Raw genomic sequence first — 18662 nt, forward strand, 5'->3', positions numbered from 1 at the left:
CCATGACGAGATCGGTCAGCTCAGCTGCTGGTTCACCCAGGTGTGGGCATCGGTGACGGCGTCCACGGTGCGCAGCCCCGCCGGTTCGGTCGGGCGATCCACCATGATCACGCGCACACCGAGTTCGCGTGCTGCGTCGAGCTTCGGGCGGGTCAGTTCCCCGCCGCTGTCCTTGGTCACCAGGGTGTCGATCCGATGTGTGCGTAGGAGCTCTCGCTCGGCGTCCAGGTGATATGGCCCGCGGGAACGCAGGATCTCGTGGTGGGCCGGAAGACTCGCGGTCGGCGGGTCGACGACGCGGATCAGGAACCATGCCGAGTCGACGCCCGCGAACTCGCCCACGTCCTGTCGTCCGGTGGTGAGCAGCACCCGCCGGGCGGGACCGACACCGATGGTCGTGGCGGCGTCGGCCAGGGTGGGAACGCGGTGCCAGTCGTCCTCCGGTCCGGACTCCCACGCCGGACGACGCAGCCGCAGGAGCGGAACACCGGCGTCGGCGCAGGCGGCCACCGCGTGGGTGGTGATGGTGGCGGCGAACGGATGGGTGGCGTCCACGACCGCACACATTCCGTTGTTGCGCAACCACTCCGACATCGGCCCGATGCCGCCGAAGCCGCCGATGCGGACCGGACCGACCGGCAGTCGCGGGTCGGCGACCCGGCCTGCCAGGGAGCTGATCAGATCCACACCGTCGTCGTCGAGTGAGCGGGCCAGGGCGCGGGCCTCACCGGTCCCACCGAGGATCAGGACCGTCACGGATGTGCCTGGGAGTCGTTGCGCAGCTTGGTCATCCGTGACTGCGAGTACAGATAGCTGTCGAGCCGGTCCGGGTTGTCGATCCCGTCGAGGACCCGGCCGACGAAGATCACCGCGGTCTTGCGGATTCCGGCCCGCGCCAACGCATCCGGGAGCTCGACGAGCCTGCACCGCACGGTCCGCTGTTCGGGCCGGGACGCGAACGCGACGGTGGCGGTGGGACAGTCCGCACCATAGTGCGGGGTCAGCGCCTCGACGATTTGCTCGGCGCGATGTGCGGCGAGATGCAACGCCATGGTGACGCCGGTGGCCGCGAGTTCGGCGAGGTCCTCCCCCGGCGGCATGTCGGTGGACAGCGTCGACACCCGGGTGATGAGCAGGCTCTGCCCGATCCCCGGCACCGTCAGCTCGGTCTCCAGAACGGCCGCCGCCGCAGCGAAGGCCGGGACGCCCGGAACCGACCGCACCTCCAGGCCACGCGCCTTCAGTTCCCGGACCTGTTCGGTCAGCGCCGAATACAACGACAGATCGCCCGAGTGCAGGCGCGCAACGTCGTGGCCTGCGGCGTCGGCGGCGACGATGTGCTCGATGATGTCGGCCAGCCGCATCTGCGCGGTGTCGACGATCGTGGCGCCCGGAGGGCACAGGTCGAGCACGTCGTCGGGGACCAGCGATCCGGCGACGACGCAGGTCTGACAACGCGCCAGGATGCGGGCCGCGCGCACGGTGAGCAGGTCCGCGGTGCCGGGACCGGCACCGATCATGTAGACGGTCATGGTGACTCTCCCCCATCCGGGCGCTTGTCGACGATCCACTGCACGATCGGAAGCGCGGGTCGCCAGGTGGTGAAAACGCCGAGCGGCGCAGCGGTCTCGACGCCGATCCGGCGTAGCACGCCACCGTGGCGGGCGGACCACGCGGTCAGCAGGGTCTGGCTCTCGATGGTCACCGCGTTGATCACGAGCCGGCCGCCCACACCGAGTTCGGCCCAGACCCGTTCCAGCAGCGGCTCGTCGAGACCCCCGCCGATGAACACCGCGTCGGGTCGTGGAATGGAGTCGGTGAGGGACTGCGGGAACCCGCCGAGCACCCGGAGCCGATGACCGACCCCGAAACGGTCCGCGTTGTCGGGGATGTGGGCAGACCTGTCGGCGCGGACCTCGAAGGCCACGGCGTGCCCGCCGGCGTCGGCACACAGCCACTCGACAGCGACACTGCCCGACCCGGAACCGATGTCCCACAACACCTGTGCACCGGCCGGCGCGAGCGCGCAGACGGTGAGTGCACGCACGGTGGACTTGGTGATCTGACCGTCGTGGGAGTAGGTGTCGTCCGGTCGGCCCGGCAGCAGGGTGCGCCGCGGGCCGACACACTCCACCGCGACGATGTTCAGGGGGTCGACGAGTGCCTCGTCCCAGGCGACTGCGCGCGCAGAATGCCGGCGCTCGGCAGGGCCGCCCAGCTGCTCCAGGACCGTCATCGGCGAATCGCCGAACCCGAGGGCGGTCAACAGATCCGCGACCTGGGCAGGCGTGGTGCCATCGCGGCTCAGGATCAGGAAACGGTTGCCCCCGGAGACGGCGCTCGCGACCACCGACACCGGTGCGGTGACGGTGCTCACGACCGGTGTGTGCGCGGCATCCCAGCCGAGCATCGCACAGGCCAACGCGGCACTGGACACCGCCGGGATGACCGTGACGCGGTCGGCGCCCACTTCCCGGACCAGGGATGTGCCGATGCCGTGGAACATCGGGTCGCCACTGGCCAGGATGTGCACCGGCGCATCATCGGTGTCCGACGCCGTGGCGGTTCGGGCGGTATCGATCGGGGTATCGGCCCGGGCGTGGCTGAACCGGACGCGGCCGGCCACCTCGGCGAGGTGCGCCGACATGGGTGACCGCCATGCCACGAGGGCGGCCGGGAGCGGCGGGAGGAGATCGAGCTGCCGACGCGACCCGATGATCGTCGTCGCCGACTGCAGGGCCCGGCGGGCGCGGCCGGACAGGCCGTCCCATCCATCGGCGCCGATCCCGACGACGACGATGCTCGGGGTGACACCACCCGGGGAAACAGGGCCCGGGGAGCCGGATTCCGGTGTCCGTGGGTCGATCTCGCTCATCGGGGCAGTCGCCGCCAGATCGCGCGAGGGAGCAGGCGCATCCCGAAGAACATCGGACGCAGCAGACCCGGGATCCACACCTCGCCGCGTCCCTTCCGGTACGCGCGTGCCACCGCGTCGGCGACCTGATCGGCGGTCACCGAGAACGGTGCGGGCTGGACCCCGGATGCCATCAGATCCGCGGTCATGGCCCCGACGACGAACCCGGGACGCGCGAGCAGCAACCGAACGCCCGTGCCGTACAAGGCATCTGCGAGTCCGCTGGCGAATCCGTCGAGACCGGCCTTGGTGGAACCGTAGACGTAGTTGGCGCGCCGGACGCGGACACCCGCCACCGACGAGAACACGATCAGAGTCCCCGACCCCTGAGTGCGGAGTGCGGTGGCGAGCGGTGTCAGCACGCTGATCTGCGCGAGGTAGTCGGTGTGGGCGATCTGCATCGCGTGGGTGACATCGGCCTCGGCGCGGGTCTGGTCGCCGAGGATGCCGAAGGCGATGATCGCCGCCTCGATGGGCCCGTGGTCGGCGACGACCTGCTCGATCAGGGCGGGATGCGAAGCGGTGTCGTCGGCATCGAAGCCGACCGTGGCCACCGAACGGGCACCGGCACCGAGTAGCGCCGCCCGTTGATCTGCGAGGTCGTCCGGACGCCGGGCCGCGAGTACCACCGTCCGGTCCGCGCACAGCCGGGTGGCCAGCGCGACACCGATCTCGCTGCGTCCACCGAACACGACGATGGAACCCGGGGCGCTGCGATGCGAGGTCACGGGGTGAGTATCCCACCGGCCGCCGACCGCCCGTAGGGTTGGGGCCATGTCACGCTCGCACGCCCAGCTCGGCCCGGCCGCACTCGCGTTCCTGTCCGAGTACCACCTGGCCAGCCTGGCCACCCTGCGGGCCGACGGCACACCCCATGTGGTGGCGGTGGGGTTCACCTACGACGCCGAGGCGGCCGTGGCGCGGGTGATCACCGTCGACGGCAGCCACAAGGTCCGCAACGTCGAGCGCGGCGGATACGCCGCCCTGACCCATGTGGACGGCCCGCGCTGGCTCACCCTGGAGGGCAAGGCGACGATCCGACGCGAACCCGATCAGGTCACCGATGCCGAACGCCGCTATGCCGCCCGGTACCGGCAACCGAAGCCCAACCCCCGGCGTGTGGTGATCGAGGTGCAGGTGGAGCGGGTGATGGGTTCCCGCACGCTGTTGGGCTGACCCGCTCCCGACGGCGCACCCGTGGAGTCGGCTCGCTACAGGACGACGAGATCGTGCGGTCGGGTGTTGAGGGGCTCACCACCGTCATCGGTGACCACCACGATGTCTTCGATCCGGGCACCCCAGCGGCCCGCGAAGTACACGCCCGGTTCCACACTGAAAGCCATCCCCGGTCGCAGCACGAGGTCGTTGCCCGCGACGATGTAGGGCTCCTCGTGCACCGACAGCCCGATCCCGTGTCCGGTGCGGTGGATGAACACGTCGGCCAGCCCCTGCTCGCGCAGCGCGTCGCGCGCGGCGGCGTCGATCGACTCCGCGCTGACCCCGGGACGCACCGCCGCCATCGCCAGGGCCTGGGCGTGCTGCAGCGCGGCGTAGGTATCGGCGATCTCGGCGGACGGTTCGCCGAAGCAATAGGTCCGGGTCGAGTCCGAATTGTAGCCGGGTTCCACCGGTCCCCCGATGTCGATCACGACGATGTCGGCGGCCTCGACGACCCGGTCGGAGTACTCGTGGTGCGGGTCGGCGCCGTTGGGGCCGGAGCCGACGATCACGAACTCGGCACCGGTGTGGCCCTCCTCGACGATCGCGGCGGCGATGTCGGCGGCCACCTCCCGCTCGGTACGTCCGGGTCGCAGGAACTCCGCCATCCGCGCATGGACACGGTCGATCGCTGCTCCGGCGGTACGCAGCGCCTCGATCTCGGCGTCGTCTTTGACCATTCGCAGCTCCCGCAGCACCGGTGTCGCCAATTGTGGTGTGGCGCCGATCTTCTCGGCAAAGGGGATCACGTGCAGTGCGGGCATCGCCTCGGACACCGCGACGGTGGCCCCGATACCGAGGGCGCCGAGGGCGAGGGCGTGTGCATCCTGGCCGTCGACCCAGTCGTCCACCTCGAGACCGAGGTCGACGGCCGCCGACTCCGTCAGCGACGGCACCTCCAGGCGCGCGACGACGAGCCGTGGTGCACCGTCCGCCGGTACCACCAGCGCGGTGAGCCGTTCGAAGGTGTCGGCGCGCGATCCCAGCAGATATCGCAGATCCGGTCCCGGCGAGACGATCAGGGCGTCGAGGCCTGCGTCGGCGGTGAGGCGGGCGGCGCGGGCCAGGCGCGTGCCGTAGACATCCGAACCGAAGCGGGGGGCGGTGGTCATGGAGGGCAGCCTACGCGTCGGCATGCCGAACCTCGCCGAGCCGTGTCGGGATCCGATGGCCGCGTGTCGGGCCGGGATGACAGAGTGTGGGCATGACCGGATCGCTGATGTTGCTCGACGGGGCCAGCCTGTGGTTCCGCTCGTTCTACGCCCTGCCGGAGAAGATGACCGCCCCGGACGGCCGTCCGGTGAACGCGGTGCGCGGGTTCATCGACACCATCGCGAATCTGGTGAACCGTGAGTCGCCGACCCGGCTGGTCGTTTGCCTCGATCTCGACTGGCGGCCGGCGTTCCGGACCGAGCTGATCCCGTCGTACAAGGCGCATCGGGTGGCGCAGGCCGCAACCGTCGCCGCCGACGGTCATCGAGCTGGTGCCGATGTCGAGGAGGTGCCCGACACCCTGACCCCGCAGGTCGACATGATCATGGACGTACTCGCTGCCGCCGGGATCGCCACGTCGGGTGCGCAGGGCTGCGAGGCCGACGACGTGATCGGCACCCTCGCGTTCGCCGAGACCACCGATCCGGTGCTGGTCGTCAGCGGAGACCGCGACCTGTTGCAGGTGGTGACCGACGATCCGGTGGCCGTGCGGGTGCTCTATGTCGGCCGTGGCCTGGCCAAGGCCGAGCTGATGGGCCCGCTCGAGGTGGCCGAGAAGTACGCGGTACCGGTGGCACGGGCCGGATCCGCCTACGCCGAGATGGCCATCCTCCGCGGCGACCCGTCCGACGGATTGCCCGGGGTCGCCGGGATCGGTGAGAAGACCGCGTCCAAGCTGATCAGCGAATACGGCGACCTGGATGCCCTCGAGGCGGCGGCCGTCGACCCGGGGTCGGGGCTCGCGACACGTGCCCGCAAGGCGATGATCGCCGCCACCGACTACCTTGGGGTGGCACGTCCGGTGGTGTTCGTGCGCACCGACGCCGACACCGTCGGCAGTGGGCCCGACCCGCTGCCGGCGGCACCGGCGGACCCGGCCCGGCTGGCCGACCTCGTCACCGAACTCGGTATCGGCGCGTCGGTCACCCGACTGTCCAAGGCGCTGGGCTGGGACTTCACGACCACACGCTGACCACGCGGCGCTGCCGCGCGAGCGCTCGGATGGGATCGGGCAGGTGGCAGGTCAGCTGGTCGGACGCGCGACCTCGTATTTGCCGTCATCGTCGAGGAAGGTCACCTTGACCTGCTGCTTCTGACCGCCGACGGTGAGCGAGCAGGTGAACGAGTTGCCCTGCTTCACCCGCTGGCCGGACGGGCAGCTGACGTCGGAGACGTTGTCGATCTTGTACTGCTCGACCAGGACGCTCTTGACACCGTCCTGCGCAGCATTCTGATCGAGCTCACGGGGCCACCACCACAACCAGCCGGTCACCACGATCGCCACCGCGGCGATGATCAGCAGGACCCCGACGCCGACGAGAATGCGCCACGGGCCCTTCTTCTGGGAGGGGGTCGCCATGCCGGCGAACTGGTCGGCGGGCTGTCCGTACCCGAACTGCCCCTGCCCCGGTCCCGGTTGACCCTGCCCGGGTTGCCCCGGCATGGGCAGTGCCTGACCGGGCTGGGCGAACTGCCCGAAGCCCCCGGTACCGGGTTGACTCGGCTGACCAAAGGCTGCCGGCTGACCGTAACCGCCGGGTTGGCCATAGGCGGCCGGCGGACCGTAACCCCCGGGCTGACCGTAACCGCCCGGTTGCCCGACGTCACCGGGCCGGCCCGGCTGCCCGGTCGGGGCCACCTGGGTCGGGTTGTAATTCCCCGGTGAGCCCGGCGCCGCAGCCGGAGCTCCGTACGGGCTGCTCGCCTGGCCGGGTGGTGTCGCGTACCCCGGTGGGGCATATCCCGGGGGCGGGGTGACGGTTGTCGGCGGCGCGGGCGTCGTGGGTGGGGTGCCGCCCGGAGGCGTCAGCGGCGGCGTACCCGGAACCTGCACGACCTCGGTGCGCTCCTCACCGTCTCCGCCCGGCGGCGGAGTGCTGGGCGCGTTCGGGTCGTTCGGGTGGCTCATCTGTCTCCCGCCTCTGGTCGGAGCACTCCGGCGTGCTGCTGTGCGCAACCGTACCGCAGCAATCGGGCGCAGACACCGACTCGAGACCACGCGTCGTCGTGGTGTCCGTCGGATGGCGTCTTCCCCCACCGACGTCGCTCACCCGGGTCCCGTCCGCTCAACTGAGTTCTGCGGCCACCACACCTCGTCGGATCGCTCCGACCGCCGAACGGGCCGACGCCGCGAGCGGAGAATCGTCGCCCACCCCGAGCCGGATCTGCTCGAGCAGATCGACCACCTGCCGGTTCCAGCGGACGAAGTCGCCCGGGGACAGCAGCTGGCCGCGTTCTCCTGCGGCGGCGAGGGACTCGGCGAGCGAACGCCCCGACACCCACAACGACACCGCAATGGAGAACCCGGTGTCGGGTTCACGGGTGGGCGCGACCCGATGACGGTTCTCGACGGTGGTGAGATCGCGCCAGATCTCGACGGTCTCGGCGATCGCCGTGCGCAACGCGGTGTTACCCGGCATGACATCGGCCCCGGAGTAGGACTCACGGCGTGACTCGAAGACCATCGACGCGACGACGGCGGCGAGGTCGGCGGGGCCGAGCCGATCCCAGACACCGGCACGGATGCACTCGGTGACCAGCAGATCACTCTCGCTGTAGATCCGGCTGAGCAGGACGCCGGTGGGGGTCACCTGGACGGCACCCTTCACGTACTCGACGTACCCGAGTTCGCTGAGCACCCCGACGATGTGGTCGAAGGTCACGCCAAGGGTGGAGGTACGTTCGCCGATCCGGCGTTCGATGTTGACGATGTCCCGCAGCACTCGATTGCGCTGTTCGGCGAGCCGGAACAGATCGTCCGACCCGTCGATCCTGTGCGCCGGATGCGAGCGGAGACGCTGCCGCAACCGTCCCAGCTCGGCGTCCTCACCGGCGGTGGCACGTTTGCCACTGCGACCCTTGGGTACCTCGATCCCGGTCGACCGCAGTGCCGACGCGAGGTCGCGCCGACCGCGCCCGGTCCGGCGGTCAGGGTTCTTGGGCAGTCGCATGCCGCCGAGCACCTCGGGCGGGTTGACGAAGTCCCGGATACCGACGCGACCGCACCAGCCGTCCTCGACGAGCACCAGCGGACGGGGGTCGGCGGGGTGCCCGGCGGTCTCGAGCACCACCGCGAGACCGCGATGACGGCCCCCGTGGAGCCCGATCACCGCGCCGCGCTTGAGCGAGGCGAGTTCGGCGGCGATGTTCTCGTGGGTGTTGGTACGCCGCTCGAATCGCACCTCCCGCTCCCGGCGGCGGATGTCCTCGCGCAGCGTGATGTAGCCGAGGAATCCTGCATGGGGGTCGTCGCCGTACGGGTCGTCGGGGGTATCGGCGCCACCTGTCGTCACCACGCCGGGGTCGATCCCCCGCATCTCGGCGGCGGTGGTCAGCTGCACGTCGAGTCGTCGCAGCCGGACCGACTGCTCATCGAGTTTGCGGGCGTCACCGACCACCGACCGGTCGGCCTGGAACTGCGCGAACGACCGGTTGAGCAGGTCCCGCGACCCTTCGAGTCCGAGCCGGCCGAGCAGGTTGACCGCCATGTTGTACTCGGGGGCGAACGAACTGCGCAGCGGGAAGGTACGCGCACCGGCCAGGCCGGCGACCTGTTCGGGCACGATCTCCGGGGTCCACACCACCACGGCGTGTCCCTCCACGTCGATGCCACGACGCCCGGCGCGGCCGGTGAGCTGGGTGAACTCGCCGGGGCTGAGGTCGACGTGTGCCTCGCCGTTGAACTTGACGAGCCGCTCGAGGACCACCGACCGGGCCGGCATGTTGATTCCGAGCGCCAGTGTCTCGGTGGCGAAGACCATCCGTACCAGGCCACGGACGAACAGTTCCTCGACGGTGTGCCGGAAGGTCGGCAGCAGACCCGCGTGGTGCGCGGCGAAGCCGCGGCGCAGCCCGGCCCGCCACTCCTCCACTCCGAGGATGTCGGCGTCGGCAGGCGACAGTTCGGTGAGATGCCGGTCGACCACCTCGTCGACCTCGACCACCTGCTCGGGCGTCAGCAGGTGCAGTCCCGACCGCAGGCACTGGGCGAGGGCGGCATCACACCCCACACGACTGAAGATGAACCCGATCGCCGGCAGCAGCCCTTCTCGTTCGAGCCGGGCCACCACCTGGGGACGCGGCAACCCACCGCCCCGACCACCGCCCCGACCGCGCCCCGACCGGTGGCCGCCGCGCCTGGTGTCGTGCTCGTCGGCGAGCAGGATCTTGTGCCGGATGTGCCGTTTGAGCTCCGGATTCACCTTGGCACGGCCACCATGGTCATGGGGGTGTGGGTCGAACAGGTCGAACAGCCGGTTCCCGACCAGCATGTGCTGCGACAGGGGCACCGGCCGGTGCTCGTCGACGATGACGGTGGTGTCGCCGCGAACGGTCTGGATCCAGTCACCGAACTCCTCGGCATTGCTGACCGTGGCCGACAGGCTCACCACCCGCACCGACGGTTCGAGATGCAGGATCACCTCTTCCCACACCGCGCCGCGGAAGCGGTCGGCGAGGAAGTGCACCTCGTCCATCACGACGTGTGACAGTCCGCGCAGTGCCGGTGACCGGGCGTAGATCATGTTGCGGACCACCTCGGTGGTCATCACCACGATCGGGGCATCGGAGTTGATCGAGGTGTCACCGGTCAGCAGGCCGATCGCCGCCTCCCCGTGTACCTCGACGAGATCGTGGTACTTCTGGTTGCTCAGCGCCTTGATCGGCGTGGTGTAGAAGCACTTCGTGCCACCCGCGAGGGCGAGGTGGACGGCGAACTCGCCGACGATCGTCTTGCCTGCACCGGTCGGCGCGCACACCAGCACGCCGTGTCCGGATTCGAGGGCCTGGCAGGCGCGGCTCTGGAAGTCGTCGAGACGGAAGTCGAGCCGTGCGGCGAACTCGTCGAACGCGGTCGGGACAGCGGGCTGCTCGAGAACATGATCGCTGGAAGTCATCGCCTCCAGCATGTCACCTCCGGCACCCGATGCGCCTGCCGGAGGCGATGCGTCGGCGGTGTCCGGCCCGCCGGGGCACACCCCACCCCGGCACAGTACTCAAAGGACGTCGTCGAAGGTGGCGCGGTCGCGCACCGAGGACCGTGCCGGTGCGGGGGTGGCAACGGGGATCGTCGACGCCGTCGGTCGCGGTGAGGGCTCGGGCAGCGGGCTCGCCTCGTCGTCGGACAGGCCGGCCCAGTCCGACGACGCCCGGTTGCGGCGACGGTCGTTGAGCCTCGCGATCTGGATGGCGATCTCCTGCAGGACGGTCAGCGCCAGCGCGAGCGCGAGCATGGTGAAGGGATCCTGGCCCGGGGTCACGATCGCGGCGAACAGGAACATGGTGAAGATCAGGCCACGCCGCCACGCCTTGAGGCGCGCATAGGTCAGCACACCGACCAGGTTCAACGCCACGATCAGCAAGGGCAGCTCGAAGCTGACTCCGAAGATGATCAGCAGGTGGATCATGAACCCGAAGTACTGGTCGCCGGCGAGTGCGGTGACCTGCACGTCGTTGCCGACGGTCAGCAGGAAATGGAAGGCCTTGGCGACCACCATGTAGGCCAGCACCGCACCGGCGACGAACAGGACCGCAGCGGCACTGACGAAACTGATCGCATACTTGCGTTCGTTCTGGTGCAGGCCCGGCGTGATGAACTGCCACAGCTGATACAGCCACACCGGACACGCCAGGACCAGACCTGCGGTCAGCGCAACCTGTAGGCGCAGCATGAACTGGTCGAACGGACCTGTCGCGAGCAGACGACAACTGTCGTCCGGGGTCAGCGTCGCACGTGACGACGCCGGCAACGAACAGTACGGCTCCCGGAGCAGATCACCGAGCGACCCGACACCGGGTATGCCATGGGAGTACCAGACGAAGCCGAAGATCGTCGTGACGACGATCGCGGCGAGTGAGATGAGCAGGCGAGAACGCAACTCCTGCAGATGCTCCACCAACGGCATCGTGCCGTCGGGGTTGATCTTGCGTTTGCGGTGCCTCGGGTCGAACGGAATCCGCACCGGGCTTCGCCTAGGCGGACTTCTTCGTGTTGTCGGTCACCGGGCCGGCGTCCACCGACTTGTCCGAAGCAGGCAGCTCACGCGGCGTCTCGACCTGGGACGACGGCGCCTCGGTGGTGCCGTCCTTCTGCATCTCCTGGACCTCGCTCTTGAAGATCCTCAGCGACTGTCCCAGACCGCGTGCCGCGTCGGGCAGCTTCTTGGAACCGAACAGCAGCACCAGGACGACCAATACGATCACCCAATGCCACCACGACAATGCACCCATCGGAAAGCCCCTTTGATTCGTCTCGTCAACCATCGTAGCGCGCGCGGGCCCGCCCGGCGCTGTGGGCGACGTCCCGACCGATGTCCGGTTCGTCGACCGCACGAACCCGGCCGCCGAAACCGAGGAGGAATCGGGTCAGCCACTCGGCCGAGCCGTAGACCAGCCGGGCGCGGACCGGCGACGACGGGTCCGGGCGGTCGGTGAGGTTCTCCATCGGTTCGAGGTCGTAGTAGTCGAGTATCCACTGCGCGTCGGCGTCCATCTCGATCACCACCGATGGCAACCCGGGGTTCTCCGACAGGATCGGCGATTGTGTCGGTCCGGCCGCGGCCGGTGGAGCGGCGGCCTCGTCGAGCACGGTGGCAGCGTCGATCCGGTCGAACCGGAACAGCCGGATGCCCTCGCTGCTCCGGCACCATGCCTGGAGATAGGTGTGGTTTTCGACCGCCTCGAGCGAGATGGGGTCGACGATTCGACGCGCCACGGTGTCGCGCGACGCCGAGTAGTAGTCGATCTCCAGGGCGCGGTGCTCTCGGACCGCTTCCCGGACCGCGCGGTAGCGGGGTTCCTCACTGCTCTCCCCCACCCCCGCCGACGGGGCGGCCACCGACAGTCGCCCGGGCCCGAGCGCCGGCGAACCGACCGCCAGCTCGATCTTCGCTATCGCGCGACCCGCGGCCTCACGATCTACCGCACCGGGGGTGTCGAGCAGTGCACGCAACGCGATCAGCAGGATGCTCGCCTCACTCGGGGTCAGCCGCAGCGGTCGGTCCATCCCGGCGGTGAAACCGACGTGGACATGTCCCTCGCTGAACTCCAGCTCGATCAGGTCGTCGGGATAGTAGCCGGGCAATCCACAGACGAACAGCTGCTCGAGGTCCTTGGTCAGCTGCTTCGGGGTGACGCCCAGGTCGGCGGAGGCCTGCTCCACCGAGATCCCGTTGCGCGCGAGGAAGTACGGGACGAGCGCGAGCAGCCGGTTCAGCCGGGACGGTTGTGCGGTGACCATCACGCTTCCGCCCCGGTCAGCTCGTCGAGAGCGTCGATCACGGCCGAGCGGAGTTCCGGCGGGGACAGCACCACGGCGTCGGGACCGGCGCCGAGGACCAGCCGGGTCAGCGCCGAGAGCGACCTGATCTCGATGTCGAGCAGCGATCCCACCTCACCGTCGAACTCGAGGGTTCGGGAGGCGCGGGCCAGCCGGCGCAACCCGGCGGCGCGCCCGGCGGCCACCCAGATGCCGGCGACTCGTCCGTCGGACCCGACCGCGGAGTCGACCGCCGCGGTGACGATCGCCTGCAGATCGGTCCCCTCCGGGACCGCCACCGGATCGGGTTCGGTCAGCGGGGTGACCTCCGATATGCGGCTCAACCGGAACGTGCGGGTGTCCGCACGATCACGGTCGTGGCCGACGACATACCAGCGTCCGCGGTGGGTCACCACACCCCACGGCTCCAGGGTGCGGCTCATGCCGGCCGCGGTGCTGCCCGCACGATAGGTGAACGTGACCGCCTGTTGGGCGTCGATCGCGGCGAGCAGGGCACCGAGGCTGGCCTCCGACCCCATCGATCGGGTTGCATCGGCCGCCGACACCCCGATCTCGTCCTCGGCGCGGACGTCGAATCCGGCAGCGCGGAGTTTCAGCACCGCGGTCTGCGAGATCGCCGAGATCTCCGGGGTGTCCCACAGCGCCGCGGCCATGGCGATCGCGGCGGCCTCGTCGCGATCCAGGGTGATGTCGGGCAGGTCGTAACTGTCCCGGTTGATCCGGTAGCCGTCGCTGCCGTGTCCGCCCACCGACTGGCCGGTGACCAGCGGGATCCCGAGCTCACGCAGTTCGGTCTTGTCCCGCTCGAACATCCGGTTGAACGCCTCTGCGGACCGGTCGTCGTCCTGGTAGCCGGCGACATTGCGTCGGATGTAGTCGGCGGTCACGTACTGACGTGTCGTCAGCAGACAGATCACCAGATTGAGCTGACGCTCCACCTTCGAGATCCGCGTCGCGGAAGCCTTGGTTGCCACGCCTGTGACCCTACGGCTCACATGGAGGCGATCAGGCGATCGACGCGCTCGTCCACACTGCGGAACGGGTCCTTGCACAGGACGGTGCGCTGGGCCTGGTCGTTGAGCTTCAGGTGTACCCAGTCGACGGTGAAGTCCCGGCCGGCCTTCTGTGCGGCCGAGATGAAGTCGCCCCGCAGCTTCGCCCGCGTGGTCTGCGGTGGCTCGTTGACCGCGGTGGCGATCGCCTCGTCGGTGGTGGCCCGCCGGACCAGCCCCTTGCGGGTGAGCACATCGAACACGCCGCGGCCCCGCTTGATGTCGTGGAAGGCCAGGTCGAGCTGGGCGATCTTCGGATCCGAGAGCTCCATCGAGTACCGGTCCTGGTAGCGCTGGAACAGTTTGCGCTTGATCACCCAGTCGATCTCGGTGTCGACCTTCGAGAAGTCGTCGGCCTCGACCGCGTCGAGCACCCGACCCCACAGGTCGACCACCATGTCCATCTCCGGATCCGGCTGCCGGTTGACGAGGTGTTCGATGGCACGCGCATGGTACTCACGCTGGATCTCCAGCGCAGTCGCCTGACGGCCGCCGGCCAGTCGCACCGGACGCCGTCCGGTGGGATCGTGGCTGACCTCGCGGATCGCACGGATCGGGTTGTCCAGTGCGAAGTCCCGGAATGTCACGCCGGCCTCGATCATCTCGAGGACCAGTGCCGCGGAGCCGACCTTGAGCATGGTGGTCATCTCCGCCATGTTCGAGTCGCCGACGATCACGTGCAGACGGCGGTACTTCTCGGCGTCGGCATGCGGTTCGTCTCGGGTGTTGATGATCGGCCGTGACCGGGTGGTGGCCGACGACACGCCCTCCCAGATGTGCTCGGCGCGCTGCGACAGGCAGAACGTCGCGGCCTTCGGGGTGGCCAGCACCTTGCCCGCCCCACAGATCAGTTGCCGGGTCACCAGGAACGGCAGGAGGACATCGGAGATCCGGGAGAACTCGCCCGCCCGCACCACGAGGTAGTTCTCGTGGCAGCCGTACGAGTTGCCCGCGGAGTCGGTGTTGTTCTTGAACAGGTAGATGTCGCCGCCGATGCCCTCGTCGGCCAGTCGCTGCTCGGCATCGACCAGGAGGTCCTCGAGGACGAGCTCCCCCGCGCGATCGTGGTTGATCAGCTGGATCAGCCCGTCGCACTCGGCGGTCGCGTATTCCGGGTGCGACCCGACGTCGAGATAAAGCCGGGCGCCGTTCTGGAGGAAGACGTTGGAGGACCGACCCCACGACACCACCCGCCGGAACAGGTAACGCGCCACCTCATCGGGGCTGAGCCGACGGTGACCGTGGAAGGTGCACGTGACACCGAACTCGGTCTCGATACCCATGATTCGACGCTGCACGGTTCAACCCTACTCGTGAAAGGCCCGGCCGAGGCGGTTGGCGCGCGGCGGATTCCCCGCGCCCCGTTCAGGATTGGCCTTGTTCGGTTCAGGATTCACTGTCACTCCCCTCACCGCCGGTCGCCCCGGCACCGGTGGTCCCCGTGTCGGTGGTCCCCGTGTCGGTGATCTCGACGGGCGGGGCCGGGAGCAGTTCCTCCACCCTCGCCACGGTCAGCCGCTTGAAGGCGCGCCGGGGCCGGTTGCGGTCGAGCACCGCGACCTCCAGATCCGACGGGTTCAGCTCCCGGGGTGCGGCGGACTGGCCGGAACTGCCGGTGTCGGCGGGCGTGGACAGCGCCGCGACGGCGATGCCGAGCGCACCGGCCAACGGCAGATCGGGCTGATAGGACTCCCGCAGCGCCGCCGCGATCGACTCGGTCGCACCGCCCATCACGAGGAATCGGGTCTCGTCGGCGATCGAGCCGTCGTAGGAGATCCGGTAGAGCTGGGATGGACGGGGCTTTCCCGGTCGTGACACCTCGGCCACACACAACTCCACCTCGTACGGCTTGGCCTGCTCGGTGAACACCGAGCCGAGCGCATTGGCGTAGGTGTTGGCCAGCGACAACGCCGACACGTCGTTGCGGTCGTAGCTGTAGCCACGCAGATCGGCCAGCTGGATCCCGGCCTTGCGCAGGCTCTCGAACTCGTTGTACTTGCCGACCGCGGCGAAGCCGATGCGGTCGTAGATCTCGCTGGTCTTGCGCAGTGTGTTGGACGGGTTCTCCGCGACGAACAGGACACCGTCGGCGTAGGTCAGGATCACGACGCTGCGTCCCCGCGCGATTCCCTTGCGGGCCAGTTCCGAACGATCGCGCATGATCTGCTCGGCGCTGGCGTAGTACGGGAACGTCACCGCACATCTCCTTCGTGCTCGGCGGCGCGGCGGTCGGCGATCGCGCGGGCCGCGGACTCGATGTCGGTCCGGTCGATCTCCCGGGCGCCGTCGGCACCCACGACCACGGCGGTCGGGAAGATCCTGCGGACGATGTCGGGTCCACCGGTGGCGGTGTCGTCGTCGGCGGCGTCGTACAACGCCTCGACGGCCACCGCGAGCGTTCCTGCCTCGTCGAGGTCGGAACGGTAGAGCTTCTTCAGCGACGACTTCGCGAACACCGAACCGGAACCGATCGCGGTGTACCCGCCGAACTCCTCGTGCCGGTCACCGGCGACGTCGAAGGAGAAGATCCGGCCCCGTTCGGACGGGTCGTCGTGGTCGATGTCGTATCCGACGAGCAGCGGGATCGCGGCGAGGCCCTGCATGGCCGCGCCCAGGTTCCCGCGCACCATCGATGCGAGGCGACTGACCTTGCCGTCCAGGGTGAGGGGGACGCCCTCGATCTTCTCGTAGTGCTCGAGTTCGACGGTGAACAGCCGCACCATCTCGATCGCGATCCCGGCGGTGCCGGCGATCCCCGCGGCCGAATACTCGTCGGTGATATACACCTTCTGCACGTCGCGGGTGGCGATCAGATTGCCCATGGTGGCCCGCCGGTCACCGGCAAGGATCACCCCGCCGGGAAAGCTGACCGCCACGATCGTGGTGCCGTGCGGGATCTCGGAGGCATCACCGCCGGTCATCGCGGCCATCCGGTCGGCGCGGACAGACGGCAACTGCTCGGGCGCGTGCGCCCGGATGTAGTCGGAGAACGAGGAGATGTCTGCGCCGAGGCTCGGTGCGGGTCGATCAGTGGGATTGCCGGGCAGTGAACCGAACCTGTCGCTCACTGGCCGCCCTTCTGCACGTAGGCGCGGACGAAGTCCTCGGCATTCTCCTCGAGCACGTCGTCGATCTCGTCGAGCAGATCATCGGTGTCCTCGGCGAGCTTCTCCCGACGTTCCTGGCCCGCACCGCCGTCGGGGCCGAGCTCGCCGTCATCGTCGCCGCCACCACGCTTGGTCTGTTCCTGCGCCATCTGCCTGGCCCCTTCTCTCGGCGGCGGCCCGGCGGCCGCCGCGCGGTGCAAACTCGTTGCCGGTCGTGCATCCCGACTCCCGTCGGTAGGTCCACACTACCGGCGAGAGTCGGTTCAGGTCGGGCAGAACACGAGGAGAAGTCCGGATGATCGCCCGGCGGTGGTCAGCGGTCCCACACCGCCTGACCGCCGGGCGGCGATCAGGTGGTGAGCTGGTCGACGAGGTCCGCCGCCGAATTCACCGAGTCGAGTAGCTTCCCGACGTGGGCGCGACTGCCGCGCAACGGTTCCAGCGTCGGGATGCGGACCAGCGAGTCGCCCCCGAGGTCGAAGATCACCGAGTCCCAGCTGGCGGCGGCGACGTCGGCACCGAAGCGGCGCAGGCACTCGCCACGGAAGTAGGCGCGGGTGTTGGTGGGTGGCTCGGTGATCGCCCGCATCACGTCCGCCTCGTCGACGAGGCGCTTCATCGAACCCCGGGCGACGAGCCGGTTGTAGAGCCCCTTGTCCAGTCGCACGTCGGAGTACTGCAGGTCGATCAGCTGCAGCCGCGGCGCCGACCAGCCGAGCCCCTCGCGTTGGCGGAAGCCCTCCATGATCCGCAGCTTGGCCGGCCAGTCGAGGATGTCGGCACATTCCATCGGATCGCGTTCGAGTTTGTCGAGCACGTCGGCCCATGTGTGCAGGACGTCGACGACGCGCTCGTCGTCGGAGTTCTCGCGCTCGTGGAAGGTGATGCAACGATCGAGGTATTCCCGCTGCAGGGCGAGGCCGGTGAGCTCCCGACCGCTGGTGAGCGCGACGGTCGCCTGCAGCGAGGGGTCGTGGCTGATGGTGTGCACGGCCTGCACCGGGCGGGCCAGCTCGAGATCGGAGAGGTCCACGCCGGCCTCGATCAGGTCGAGGACCAGGGCGGTGGTGCCCACCTTGAGGTAGGTGGCGGTCTCGGCGAGGTTGGCGTCGCCGATGATCACGTGAAGCCGGCGATACCGTTCGGGGTCGGCGTGCGGCTCGTCGCGGGTGTTGATGATGCCCCGCTTCAGTGTGGTCTCCAGCCCGACCTCGACCTCGATGTAGTCGGACCGCTGGGACAGTTGGTAGCCGGCCTCGTCGCCGGACTGACCGATCCCGACCCTGCCGGACCCGCAGATCACCTGCCGGGAGGCGAAGAAGGTGGTGAGCCCGTTGATCACCGCGGTGAACGGCGTATCCCGGCTCATCAGGTAGTTCTCGTGGGTGCCGTACGAGGCGCCCTTACCGTCGATGTTGTTCTTGTACAGCTGAAGTCGCGGGGCACCGGGCACGCTGGCGACGTGCCGGGCGGCGGCCTCCATGACCCGCTCGCCCGCCTTGTCCCACAGCACCGCGTCGAGCGGATCGGTGACCTCCGGCGCGGAGTACTCCGGGTGCGCGTGGTCGACGTAGAGGCGCGCCCCGTTGGTCAGGATCATGTTGGCCGCACCGATCTCGTCGGCATCGATGATCGGGGCCGGTCCACCACCCCGCCCGAGGTCGAATCCGCGGGCGTCGCGCAGAGGCGACTCGACCTCGTAGTCCCAGCGTGTGCGCTTGGCGCGGGGCACCCCGGCGGCCGCGGCATACGCCAGAACGGCCTGTGTGGACGTCATGATCGGATTCGCGGTCGGGTCGCCGGGTGCGGAGATCCCGTACTCCACCTCGGTACCGATGATTCGCTGCATGGGAACGAGCCTAGATGTCCTGCTCGTGAACGGC

18 protein-coding genes are annotated in these 18662 nt (G+C 69.2%); 2 read left to right on the forward strand and 16 right to left on the reverse strand.

What is annotated here, in order from left to right; translation table 11 throughout:
- Nucleotides 1–15 precede the first annotated feature (15 nt).
- Genes ACWDUA_RS17735 through ACWDUA_RS17750 form a run of 4 tightly spaced genes read right to left on the reverse strand, consistent with a single transcriptional unit; the run spans nt 16 to nt 3642 of the window.
- Entirely contained in the window at nt 16–756 is a 741-nt protein-coding gene (locus tag ACWDUA_RS17735; protein WP_449752314.1) for a cobalt-precorrin-6A reductase, read from the reverse strand.
- Nucleotides 753–1532 (reverse strand): cobalt-precorrin-4/precorrin-4 C(11)-methyltransferase, encoded by a 780-nt coding sequence (locus ACWDUA_RS17740; protein WP_449752315.1) that lies wholly within the window; start codon nt 1530–1532, stop codon nt 753–755. Before ACWDUA_RS17740 ends, ACWDUA_RS17735 begins: the two co-directional genes overlap by 4 nt.
- Complete coding sequence (cbiE, locus tag ACWDUA_RS17745; protein ID WP_449752316.1) at nt 1529–2875, reverse strand: precorrin-6y C5,15-methyltransferase (decarboxylating) subunit CbiE; 1347 nt, start codon at nt 2873–2875, stop codon at nt 1529–1531. Before cbiE ends, ACWDUA_RS17740 begins: the two co-directional genes overlap by 4 nt.
- Nucleotides 2872–3642: an SDR family NAD(P)-dependent oxidoreductase gene (locus tag ACWDUA_RS17750; RefSeq protein ID WP_449752317.1), complete on the reverse strand. Its 771-nt coding sequence runs from the start codon at nt 3640–3642 to the stop codon at nt 2872–2874. The genes cbiE and ACWDUA_RS17750 overlap by 4 nt, the downstream gene beginning before the upstream one ends.
- A 46-nt stretch (nt 3643–3688) precedes the next feature.
- Here ACWDUA_RS17750 and ACWDUA_RS17755 point away from each other — a divergent pair, with 46 nt between their 5' ends.
- Nucleotides 3689–4090, forward strand: coding sequence for a PPOX class F420-dependent oxidoreductase (locus ACWDUA_RS17755; protein WP_449752318.1), 402 nt, complete (start codon nt 3689–3691; stop codon nt 4088–4090).
- A gap of 35 nt (nt 4091–4125) precedes the next feature.
- Here ACWDUA_RS17755 and ACWDUA_RS17760 read toward each other — a convergent pair whose 3' ends face one another.
- Nucleotides 4126–5244 carry a M24 family metallopeptidase gene (locus tag ACWDUA_RS17760; RefSeq protein WP_449752319.1) on the reverse strand — a complete coding sequence of 373 codons (1119 nt, stop codon included), beginning with the start codon at nt 5242–5244 and terminating at the stop codon, nt 4126–4128.
- A 107-nt stretch (nt 5245–5351) separates the two neighbouring features.
- Here ACWDUA_RS17760 and ACWDUA_RS17765 point away from each other — a divergent pair, with 107 nt between their 5' ends.
- The gene (locus ACWDUA_RS17765) at nt 5352–6317 is read left to right on the forward strand and encodes a 5'-3' exonuclease (protein WP_449752346.1); all 966 of its coding nucleotides are present in this window, start codon (nt 5352–5354) and stop codon (nt 6315–6317) included.
- A gap of 51 nt (nt 6318–6368) precedes the next feature.
- Here the strand turns inward: ACWDUA_RS17765 and ACWDUA_RS17770 are convergent, their stop codons facing one another.
- The 11 genes from ACWDUA_RS17770 to dop all read right to left on the reverse strand — a co-directional run bounded on the left by ACWDUA_RS17770 (nt 6369) and on the right by dop (nt 18628).
- On the reverse strand, nt 6369–7253 hold the full coding sequence (locus tag ACWDUA_RS17770) for a DUF4333 domain-containing protein (protein WP_449752320.1): 885 nt from the start codon (nt 7251–7253) through the stop codon (nt 6369–6371).
- A gap of 157 nt (nt 7254–7410) precedes the next feature.
- Entirely contained in the window at nt 7411–10239 is a 2829-nt protein-coding gene (locus ACWDUA_RS17775) for a DEAD/DEAH box helicase (protein WP_449752321.1), read from the reverse strand.
- A 99-nt stretch (nt 10240–10338) separates the two neighbouring features.
- Nucleotides 10339–11304 (reverse strand): twin-arginine translocase subunit TatC, encoded by a 966-nt coding sequence (gene tatC, locus ACWDUA_RS17780; protein WP_449752322.1) that lies wholly within the window; start codon nt 11302–11304, stop codon nt 10339–10341.
- A gap of 10 nt (nt 11305–11314) precedes the next feature.
- On the reverse strand, nt 11315–11572 hold the full coding sequence (gene tatA / locus ACWDUA_RS17785) for a Sec-independent protein translocase subunit TatA (protein WP_449752323.1): 258 nt from the start codon (nt 11570–11572) through the stop codon (nt 11315–11317).
- 25 nt (nt 11573–11597) lie between these two features.
- Nucleotides 11598–12581 (reverse strand): helix-turn-helix transcriptional regulator, encoded by a 984-nt coding sequence (locus ACWDUA_RS17790; RefSeq protein WP_449752324.1) that lies wholly within the window; start codon nt 12579–12581, stop codon nt 11598–11600.
- Nucleotides 12581–13594, reverse strand: a complete 1014-nt coding sequence (locus tag ACWDUA_RS17795) for a helix-turn-helix transcriptional regulator (RefSeq protein WP_449752325.1) — start codon at nt 13592–13594, stop codon at nt 12581–12583. Before ACWDUA_RS17795 ends, ACWDUA_RS17790 begins: the two co-directional genes overlap by 1 nt.
- A 17-nt stretch (nt 13595–13611) precedes the next feature.
- Nucleotides 13612–14970: a Pup--protein ligase gene (pafA, locus tag ACWDUA_RS17800; protein ID WP_449752326.1), complete on the reverse strand. Its 1359-nt coding sequence runs from the start codon at nt 14968–14970 to the stop codon at nt 13612–13614.
- Between the two features lie 88 nt (nt 14971–15058).
- On the reverse strand, nt 15059–15868 hold the full coding sequence (gene prcA, locus ACWDUA_RS17805; RefSeq protein WP_449752327.1) for a proteasome subunit alpha: 810 nt from the start codon (nt 15866–15868) through the stop codon (nt 15059–15061).
- Nucleotides 15865–16740, reverse strand: coding sequence for a proteasome subunit beta (gene prcB / locus ACWDUA_RS17810; RefSeq protein WP_449752328.1), 876 nt, complete (start codon nt 16738–16740; stop codon nt 15865–15867). The genes prcA and prcB overlap by 4 nt, the downstream gene beginning before the upstream one ends.
- The gene (locus tag ACWDUA_RS17815; protein ID WP_449752329.1) at nt 16737–16928 is read right to left on the reverse strand and encodes a ubiquitin-like protein Pup; all 192 of its coding nucleotides are present in this window, start codon (nt 16926–16928) and stop codon (nt 16737–16739) included. Before ACWDUA_RS17815 ends, prcB begins: the two co-directional genes overlap by 4 nt.
- Before the next feature lie 200 nt (nt 16929–17128).
- Nucleotides 17129–18628, reverse strand: coding sequence for a depupylase/deamidase Dop (gene dop / locus ACWDUA_RS17820; protein WP_449752330.1), 1500 nt, complete (start codon nt 18626–18628; stop codon nt 17129–17131).
- Between the last annotated feature and the right edge of the window lie 34 nt (nt 18629–18662).

This window comes from Gordonia sp. NPDC003376, from assembly GCF_053589235.1.

Coding starts and splice junctions, on each gene's coding strand:
- ACWDUA_RS17765 (WP_449752346.1), top strand. CDS start 5,352: ATGTTGCTCGACGGGGCCAGCCTGTGGTTCCGCTCGTTCTACGCCCTG.
- ACWDUA_RS17740 (WP_449752315.1), bottom strand. CDS start 1,532: ATGACCGTCTACATGATCGGTGCCGGTCCCGGCACCGCGGACCTGCTC.
- dop (WP_449752330.1), bottom strand. CDS start 18,628: ATGCAGCGAATCATCGGTACCGAGGTGGAGTACGGGATCTCCGCACCC.
- tatA (WP_449752323.1), bottom strand. CDS start 11,572: ATGGGTGCATTGTCGTGGTGGCATTGGGTGATCGTATTGGTCGTCCTG.
- ACWDUA_RS17815 (WP_449752329.1), bottom strand. CDS start 16,928: ATGGCGCAGGAACAGACCAAGCGTGGTGGCGGCGACGATGACGGCGAG.
- cbiE (WP_449752316.1), bottom strand. CDS start 2,875: ATGAGCGAGATCGACCCACGGACACCGGAATCCGGCTCCCCGGGCCCT.
- ACWDUA_RS17775 (WP_449752321.1), bottom strand. CDS start 10,239: ATGACTTCCAGCGATCATGTTCTCGAGCAGCCCGCTGTCCCGACCGCG.
- ACWDUA_RS17790 (WP_449752324.1), bottom strand. CDS start 12,581: ATGGTCACCGCACAACCGTCCCGGCTGAACCGGCTGCTCGCGCTCGTC.
- ACWDUA_RS17755 (WP_449752318.1), top strand. CDS start 3,689: ATGTCACGCTCGCACGCCCAGCTCGGCCCGGCCGCACTCGCGTTCCTG.
- ACWDUA_RS17760 (WP_449752319.1), bottom strand. CDS start 5,244: ATGACCACCGCCCCCCGCTTCGGTTCGGATGTCTACGGCACGCGCCTG.
- ACWDUA_RS17770 (WP_449752320.1), bottom strand. CDS start 7,253: ATGAGCCACCCGAACGACCCGAACGCGCCCAGCACTCCGCCGCCGGGC.